The following is an 8,890-nucleotide window of genomic DNA, read 5'->3' as shown; positions in this document are numbered from 1 at the left end:
CTTTTGGTATCACAACTGTTGTGTTATCTGAGAAGACAAGTTTACGATTTCCATTTGGTTCTACTGTATTACTAGTGATTGTGATTGAATGACCATCGGCACCTTTTGCACCTACATCACCTTTATCACCTTTCGCACCTTTTGGAATGATGACAGTTGTATTATCTGAGAACACAAGCTTACGGTCACCGTTTGCTTCTTCTGTATTACTTGTGATTGTGATTGAGCGGCCATCGGCACCTCGTGCACCTACGTCACCTTTATCACCTTTCGCACCTTTTGGTATCGTCATTGTTTTACCGTCTGTGAAGGTTACAACTGTATCTCCATTTGTTGCTGTGGTAATTGCTTTTACGCCAACTGATTGACCATCTTGACCTTTAGGTACTGTCATTGTTTTGCCATCTGTGAAGTGAACGACTTTATTGCCAACTGTATCAGTGTCAATTGTTGTAATTCCAATTGATGTACCATTATCACCTTTGTCGCCTTTATCCCCTTTTGCACCTTTTGGAATGATGACAGTAGTGTTATCTGAGAACACAAGTTTACGATCTCCATTTGGTTGTTCTGTATTACTTGTGATTGTGATTGAGCGACCATCTGCACCTCGTGCACCTACGTCACCTTTATCACCCTTCGCACCTTTTGGTATCGTCATTGTTTTACCATCTGTGAAGGTTACGACTATGTCACCATTTGCTTGTGGTGTAATTGTACGGATGCCTATTGATGTACCATTTTGACCTTTTGGTACTGTCATTGTTTTACCATCTGTAAAGTGAACAATATTATTACCTGCAGCATCTGTTTGAATATTTGTAATGCCTATTGATGTACCATCACGACCGTTATCACCTTTGTCGCCTTTAGCGCCTTTTGGTATCGTCATTGTTTTACCGTCTGTAAAGGTTACAACTGTGTCACCGTTTGTTTGTGGTGTAATTGTACGGATACCTATTGATGTACCATCTTGACCTTTAGGTATTGTCATTGTTTTGCCGTCTGTAAAGCGAACGACTTTATTTCCAGCTGAATCCGTGTCAATTGTTGTAATTCCAATTGATGTGCCATTTTCGCCTTTATCACCTTTTGGACCAGTCTCACCACGTTCGCCTCGGTCACCTTTTGGTCCTTTGATATTACCTTCATTAGTCCAGTTTCCACCTGATTTAACAAAGACATCACCTGTTACTGTATTGATGTATTTATCGCCATCTTTACCTTGACTTGATTGTGGATTAACTTTGCCATTCAGAATATCTTTTCCATCTCTACCGTTTTGACCATTATCGCCTTTGTCACCTTTTGCACCAGTCTCACCACGTTCACCTCGGTCACCTTTTGGCCCTTTGATGTTGCCTTCGTTAGTCCAGTTGTCACCTGATTTAACAAAGACATCACCTGTTACTGTATTGATGTATTTATCGCCATCTTTACCTTGACTAGGTTGTGGATTAACTTTGCCATTCAGAACATCTTTTCCATCTCTACCGTTTAAACCATTATCGCCTTTGTCACCTTTTGGTCCTTTGATATTGCCTTCGTTGGTCCAGTTGTCACCTGATTTAACAAAGACATCACCTGTTACTGTATTGATGTATTTATCGCCATCTTTACCTTGACTTGATTGTGGATCAACTTTGCCGTTCAGAACGTCTTTTCCATCTCTACCGTTTTGACCATTCTCACCTTTGTCACCTTTTGGTCCTTTGATATTTCCACTTGGAACCCATTTTCCGTTTTCTTTTTTATAAGTGTCGCCAGTGTTAGTGTCGATATACGTATCGCCATTTAGACCATCACTATCTGTAGGAGGTGTTATTCCACTTATTAATTCAGTACCTTGTCGTCCATTTCGACCATTTTGACCGTTTTTACCATCAGCAATGAAGCCAGATGAAATTTCTTCATCACCTTCATCAAAAATACCGTTGTTGTTATTGTCATAATAGAATTTGACTTCATGACCTTTATCAGGATTCGCGGTAGCTGTGGCAGTTCTAAATGTTGACACACCACGTAAAATTTTCTTAATATCTACCGTTGGGGTACGACCATCTTTGATAACAGCTGTGTCGACTACGATGTCTTTACTTGCATCAAAGGCTTGATCGCCATCTTGATCGTAATAGAAGGTCAATGTTGTTTCATGTTTTTGATTATCACGGCTACTTGATACTCGGATAGATTTTCCATCTACACCGTTAATGCCTTGCAGACCTCTCTCACCACGTTCACCATCAGCTACGAAAGTTTTAATTGGTGTACCACCATTTGCAGGGGTAATCGTGATTTCCACACCATCTTTTCCATCATGTTGCGTACGTGTAGCTGTCACGGTTGGACTCGCACCATCAGCACCTTTGTCGCCTTTATCACCTTTGTCACCTTTGTCACCTTTTGGAATTACCATGGTTCTATTATCAGTAAATGTTACTAATTTATCGCCATTTGCTTGTGGCGTAATAGACTTGATTCCAATTGATGTACCATCTTGACCTTTTGGTACTGTCATTGTTTTGCCATCTGTAAAATGAACGACTTTATTACCTGCTGCGTCTGTATCAATTTGGGTAATACCTATTGATGTACCATTGTCGCCTTTATCACCTTTGTCGCCTTTTGGAATTACTACGGTAGTGTGGTCTGAGAAGACAATTTTACGATCACCATTTGGTTCTACCGTATTGCTTGTAATTGTAATTGAATGACCATCGGCACCTTTTGGACCAGCTTCACCACGATCACCTTTGGCACCTTTTGGTATTGTCATTGTTTTACCATCTGTAAACGTTACAACTGTATCGCCATTTGCTTGCGGCGTAATTGTATGTATTCCTACTGAAGTACCATTACGTCCAGGCGTACCTGCTGGAATGATAATAGATGAATTATCACTAAATTGAACTGTTGTATTTCCTTGTGAATCTTTAGATATGTGTTTGACAGTAATAGATTTACCTGCTGGACCTTGGTCACCTTTATCACCTTTTGGTCCTTTAGGAATTTTAAGAGTTGTGTTATCACTAAATCTTACAATTGTATTACCATCTGCATCCACAGTTGTACTAGTAATTGTTATTGATCTACCTGCTGGACCTTGAGCACCTGTATCACCTTTGTCTCCTTTTGGTCCTTTAGGAAGACGGATTGTTCGTCCGTCACTAAATTGAACGACTCTTTCTCCAGTACTTGGATCTAAATATTCATTTGTAATAGTAATAGAACGACCATCATTACCAGGTAAACCATCTGGTACAAAGAATCGACTTACTTGTTGACCAGTTGTCGCATTCGTAATTGTTACCCAACTACCTGGTTTATTTTGATCTTGTCCACGTTGAACTGATGTAGTAAGGTTAGGTGTTCTACCATCTCGAGGAATAATAATTTTTCCAGGTTTACTTGTTTTACCTTCAACAGTTGCTACGGCTGAAATGTGGTCTCCTTCTTGCAATGTATAATTTGGCAATTGGAAATTAAATCGACCTGAATTATCAGATGTCGTTTGATAGTTTCTTCCTCCTACTGTTATTGTTACGGCAGCATTAGGGCTTGTTTCACCGCTAACAATATTTGTACCAGAAAGTTGTGGTTCAAGAATTGGAGGTAGTGGTCCACTGATATTAGAATCATTTACAGCCCCAATACCAATTTTAATAATTTTATTAACTGGTGGTATATTGTATGTTTCTTTAACAAATCGACCAATTGTTTGGTTATTAAATTTAACAATTGAATAAAGTGTACCGCGTTTACCTACTTGACCTTCTCTTTGAACTTCTTGTTGACCTACAGGTAAGTCTTTAGAAACCACGTATTCTATTTGGAAAGGAATATTTTCAACTTCTGACGTATCATCAGTAGTGATAATATGACGATCTGGATTATTATCTCCCTGGATGTTCATTTCGTCATAGAAGTAGTTATCATTTGAATTTGGGTTCATTACACCTTGACCAACAAGAGTAACGTTGTTGTCGAACATTAGAACCTTACCATTAAAGCTTAAATCACCATTCCAATCACGTACTGGAACACTAAAATGATATTCTACACGTCCACCACGTTGAACAAAATATCTCGTAATTGTTGGTCGGCTACTCAAACCATAACCAGCTGGATAACTAGGGTGTGGACTTTTAATCATATCTAAATTATTTGAGATTGTATTACCACCATATATATTAAAACGACCGTTAATACGTTCTGGCACATTATATCCTGAACCAAAGTTAAAGCCACCTAAATCAGCGTCATGCCCAGATGCAGAAGCTGATGGATTAACTTTCCAAGTTACAGTAAAGTCCATTTTATTTGTTCTTTTATTAGGTTGAACATGTACTGTATAGTTTGCAGGAGATTGGCCTTGAGAAGTATATCCTTGACCGTTAACTGTTAAGCCTTTATTTGGATCTATATAAATACTACGCTTTAACTCTGCTACCGATCCAATTTCTGTGTTATTAACATTTACACCATCACCAGGTATAGTAGCATATGTTGTGTATAATGATGTTTGTTCTTTAGCATATTGAATACCAGCATACATTATCGCTTGAAATGCTTTTTTAGCATCTGTCTTATTAAAGTCTATATTTAAGCGATTAACAATTGCTCTAACGTCTGTTTCACTGTATGATTCAGCTAATAAATCATGCACTAATTGACTTCTATTTGTTGATTTATTGTATTTATCAATAAATTCTGCTGATGGCTCTGCATTTTCAGCAGCACTAGCATCTGAGTCGAGACTACTAGCAAGTGGTACTGAAGTTGCAGCACGCGCACGTGTCGTATCATACACTGGGGTAGTGATATTAGAGTTTGTATCTACACTATCATCAGTTTTATTTTCATCTGTTTCTTTTGAAGTCGCTTTATCATCTGAATCTTCTGATGCTTTTTTGCTATCAGAAGCTGCTTTTTCTTCTGTTTTTGCTTGTGTTTGTGCAGTTTCTTTTTTAGATTCTGTTTGCGTAGCTGTTTGATTTTGCTCTTTCTGTGGTGCTACGTGCTTAGAATCTGTTTGATTATTGTTAGAGTTAACCTCTGTAGTAGGTGTTGCTTTATCTTGCTCAGGTGCAGTTTGAACGTTTTGAGCATTAGAAGCTGCAGTTTGTTGACTGCTATCTGCCTCTTGAGAAGTCGATGCTGACTGTTCAGTTGCTACCTTATCTGATACCTTTGCTGAACTATTGCTTTGGGCGTGTGCTTCATTACTCAAACCAAAAATCAATGTTGTCCCAACAAGAATAGAAGCAGTACCAATTGTAAATTTTCTAATCGAATAATTGTTATGTCGATTAAGAAATTGAGCTGGTTTTTTGTTTGATTTCACTTTTTGTCACGTCCTCGTTGTATAATCTTGATGTATTTATCTACACTAAGAATATCAGATAATTTAGCGTATAACAATACTATTATTTTTTTATATCATTTTTTTGTGCTTTGAATTTTGCTTAAAATCATATTGTGAGAGAAAATAAAAAACACTTCAATCTATTAGTTAATAACTAACGGATCAAAGTGTTCTACAATTATTTAATCTGTTCTGCTATAAATATTTTACGCTTTTCCCAAACACCCGTCTTTTCATTATAATCATCACAAGTAATTAAAGTTAGGCGGTTTTTATCCCCTCTATGCTCATCTAGCACATCGATTTCGTCTGGATTCACATCTCGTATAGTTGTCATTTTATACTCTCTTGTTTCATTTCCCACTTTAAAATAAACCTTGCTACCTTTTTTAGCTGCTTTTAAATTTGTAAATTGATAATGTGGGCGGCCAATATATGTATGACCTGCAATTGCAATATTTTGATCATCTAAGGATTCCTGTTCTTCGGCAAAGCTAACTCCACGGTTTAATTGTTCAGGTGTTGCTGGTCCAGGGTAAACAGGTTCATTAATATCAGCATCTGGAATACGGAGATAACCAGCCATTTCTGCCTTGTCTTTAGGGATGGTTGGCTTATCATTTTTATTTGCTTTACTGACTGTTTTATCATAGTTTTCTATTTTATCGCTATTATCTTTGTCATGTAAATAACTATCAATATGAGGTTTGGCAAATAGGTAAATGGCAACTAATATAAGTATAACTCCAATAATGGTCATCAATTGGTTTGTCCATTTTCTCATGCAGTATTTCTCCTTTAAACCGTAAAATTGTTTGATAATAGTATAGCATTGATTGCTTTTTTTACCTACGACAAGTTTGTCATATTTTATTACATAAATTTGAAATCAATAGTTGAACACTATACAATAAAAAATAAAAAGATGAGACATATGATTAGACACGCAGAACGTCAAGATTTACCGGCCATTCTATCTATTTATAATGATGCTATTATCAATACGACAGCTGTTTATAGCTATGAGTCACAAACAATAGAGGAACGTGAAGAGTGGTTTGAGAGAAAAGTTATAGCCGGAGAGCCTATTCTCGTATTTGAACAACATCAACAAGTCGTTGGGTTCGCTACTTATGGTTCATTCCGAGATTGGCCTGCTTATCTCTATTCAATAGAACATTCAATTTATGTAGATTCAGCCTATCGCGGCCATGGTATTGCTTCACAATTACTTAGTCAACTAATGCAAATTGCTAAAGATGAAGGCTATCGTACAATGGTTGCAGGTATCGATGCTTCAAATGAAGTAAGCATTCATCTACACGAAAAAATTGGTTTTATTCATGCAGGTACAATTAATAATGTTGGTTACAAATTCAATCGTTGGTTGGATTTAGCATTTTATCAAATTGATTTATTAACTAAATAATTCAAATATTAACATTTAAGTCTAATAAATTTTGTCATCACTTTGATATTAATTTATAACCGTACATAGACTCGTTACTATAGCAATAAAAGCGCTCAAGTTTGATTTCCCGAGCGCTTTTATTATTCAACTATGTCATTTTTTTAGCTTTCTTAATAAATTGGAAATAGTAAAAGAAAAATACGATTATCATACTAAGCGACATGCATTGCAATAGAAGATTCTCCCATGTACCCTCCGTTGTCAAATAGTAGGTCATCGTTGTGTTAATCGTAAAGGCTAAAAAAATCCCAAATAACCTTCGCATAACATCAACCCCTTTTGGATATTTTATAATCAAAGTTGTAAATTTGCAATATAAGATTTTAAATTTTCGGAAAATTGACTCCACTTCTATGTAATCAATTGTGGTAAATATCCATGAAAAAGGGGAGCAGGACAGAATTCATTATGAATTCGTAGTCCCACTCCCTAAAATGTTATTATCTAGGTTTTCGTAGAATTTAATTATTGACTTTTTTTTCAGCGTCTCCGAAGATTTTACGTTTAATCGCTTCTCCTGTTGGTGTTCCAGCTAAGCCACCAAGTCCAGTTTCTCTTAGAGATGCTGGTAAGTTTCTACCAACTTTATCCATAGCTTCAATAACTTCATCAACAGGAATTCTACTTTCAACACCTGCTAATGCTAAATCTGCTGAAATTAATGCGTTACCAGATCCTATGGCATTTCTCATTACACATGGAATTTCAACTAAGCCTGCAACTGGGTCACAAACTAATCCTAATAAGTTACTAATTGCTAATGCCATAGCATGTCCAGATGCTTCTGGTTTACCTCCAAAAATGGCTACAGCTGCCGCAGCTGCCATTGCTGATGCTGATCCTACTTCGGCTTGGCAACCACCCGTAGCACCTGCAACACTGGCGTTATTTGCAACAACACGGCCAAACAGTGCTGAAGTAAACAAGAAATCAATCATTTGATCTTCAGTTAAATCGTGTGTTTTTTCTAATTTAAAAAGTACGCCCGGAATCGTTCCGGAGGAGCCAGCTGTTGGAGTTGCACAGATGATACCCATTGCTGCGTTCACTTCATTTGTCGCAACAGCTCCTTTAACCGCTTCAATCATCTCATGCCCAGATAAAGCGTGTTGTGATTCATTGTATTTATTTAATTTGATTGCATCTTGACCTGTGTAACCTGTAACACTTTTTACGCCTTCACCAGTTGTGCCCTTTTCAACTGCTGCGCGCATTACTTCAAGATTTTGTTTCATAATTGCTCGAACGTCTTCACGTGATTTGCCTTGAAGTTCCATTTCTTCATTGATCATGATGTCAGCAAATGACATATCATTTTCTACTGCATAATCAATTGTCTCTCTAATTGAATCAAACATTATAAATCCCCCTCTAATTTATATAGGATACGTTTAAGTCACTATATTTCTCTCTTATTTGTTCTAACGCTGATTCTGACAATGCTTTAGATAAAGGTAATACTACTAAACATTGGTTGTCTTTCATTTCAGTCATTTCTTTGTCAATTGCAGCACCGGCTTCACTGGCAAAGTTAATGAAATGATTGACTGTGGATTTATCAGTATAACCATCCATCACTAAAATAGGTAATCCATGATTGAAGTTAACTTCTAGCCCTTCAACGTTAATACGTTTTAGTTTAATTGTTCCGCCACCAATTGAGTTACCAATTACTTCAATATGGCGACCATTTGCTTCAGCTTTAATATACGCACAGTTTGGATGTTCTCCCAAGCTTTCGCCTCTGTCTTCAATGATATCTACTTTGATACCTTGACTTTCAGCAATATTTAAAGCATCTTTAATACGGCTATCAAACGTGCTATAGCCCATCGCACCACCTATAACTGCGACATCTGTGCCATGACCTTGATGAGTTTCAGCAAATGATTCGTAATAACGAATTTCAATTTTCTGAGGTGTAACACCAAGTACACTTCCTGCTGAGTTACCGATTTTAACGGCACCAGCAGTATGAGAACTTGATGGTCCCATCATAACTGGCCCAATAATGTCAAATGCGCTTTGATAATCATAGGATTTTTTAGCCATTA

The 8,890-nt window shown here is 37.0% G+C and carries 6 protein-coding genes and 1 pseudogene; 1 reads left to right on the top strand and 6 read right to left on the bottom strand.

Annotated elements, in window-relative coordinates:
• From HMPREF3267_RS07605 to srtA, 3 genes and pseudogenes are all read right to left on the bottom strand, one after another.
• Window positions 1-3,913 (bottom strand): G5 domain-containing protein (locus HMPREF3267_RS07605; protein WP_371106719.1); only part of this gene is annotated, 3,913 nt, incomplete at its 3' end.
• 1,295 nt (window positions 3,914-5,208) lie between these two features.
• Window positions 5,209-5,344, bottom strand: a pseudogene (locus tag HMPREF3267_RS12860) (YSIRK-type signal peptide-containing protein); the annotation flags it as partial.
• 199 nt (window positions 5,345-5,543) lie between these two features.
• Entirely contained in the window at window positions 5,544-6,149 is a 606-nt protein-coding gene (gene srtA / locus HMPREF3267_RS07600; RefSeq protein ID WP_002478617.1) for a class A sortase SrtA, read from the bottom strand.
• Between the two features lie 150 nt (window positions 6,150-6,299).
• Here srtA and HMPREF3267_RS07595 point away from each other — a divergent pair, with 150 nt between their 5' ends.
• Window positions 6,300-6,794, top strand: coding sequence for a GNAT family N-acetyltransferase (locus HMPREF3267_RS07595; protein WP_002460446.1), 495 nt, complete (start codon window positions 6,300-6,302; stop codon window positions 6,792-6,794).
• A 130-nt stretch (window positions 6,795-6,924) separates the two neighbouring features.
• On the opposite strand, the gene HMPREF3267_RS12740 is transcribed toward HMPREF3267_RS07595, so the two are convergent.
• The 3 genes from HMPREF3267_RS12740 to sdaAB all read right to left on the bottom strand — a co-directional run bounded on the left by HMPREF3267_RS12740 (window position 6,925) and on the right by sdaAB (window position 8,888).
• Entirely contained in the window at window positions 6,925-7,101 is a 177-nt protein-coding gene (locus HMPREF3267_RS12740) for a hypothetical protein (protein ID WP_014533217.1), read from the bottom strand.
• Window positions 7,102-7,297: 196 nt separating this feature from the next.
• Window positions 7,298-8,194, bottom strand: a complete 897-nt coding sequence (sdaAA, locus tag HMPREF3267_RS07590) for an L-serine ammonia-lyase, iron-sulfur-dependent, subunit alpha (RefSeq protein ID WP_002460448.1) — start codon at window positions 8,192-8,194, stop codon at window positions 7,298-7,300.
• A 13-nt stretch (window positions 8,195-8,207) separates the two neighbouring features.
• Window positions 8,208-8,888 (bottom strand): L-serine ammonia-lyase, iron-sulfur-dependent subunit beta, encoded by a 681-nt coding sequence (gene sdaAB, locus HMPREF3267_RS07585; protein ID WP_002460450.1) that lies wholly within the window; start codon window positions 8,886-8,888, stop codon window positions 8,208-8,210.
• Window positions 8,889-8,890: the final 2 nt, after the last annotated feature.

Source organism: Staphylococcus sp. HMSC62D11 (genome assembly GCF_001839145.1).
Taxonomy (GTDB): domain Bacteria; phylum Bacillota; class Bacilli; order Staphylococcales; family Staphylococcaceae; genus Staphylococcus; species Staphylococcus lugdunensis.
This window is presented reverse-complemented; position numbering and strand designations above follow the sequence as displayed.

Bases quoted from the DNA above. Each gene is read 5' to 3' on its own strand.
- sdaAB (WP_002460450.1), bottom strand. From the start codon at position 8,888: ATGGCTAAAAAATCCTATGATTATCAAAGCGCATTTGACATTATTGGG.
- HMPREF3267_RS12740 (WP_014533217.1), bottom strand. From the start codon at position 7,101: ATGCGAAGGTTATTTGGGATTTTTTTAGCCTTTACGATTAACACAACG.
- sdaAA (WP_002460448.1), bottom strand. From the start codon at position 8,194: ATGTTTGATTCAATTAGAGAGACAATTGATTATGCAGTAGAAAATGAT.
- HMPREF3267_RS07595 (WP_002460446.1), top strand. From the start codon at position 6,300: ATGATTAGACACGCAGAACGTCAAGATTTACCGGCCATTCTATCTATT.
- srtA (WP_002478617.1), bottom strand. From the start codon at position 6,149: ATGAGAAAATGGACAAACCAATTGATGACCATTATTGGAGTTATACTT.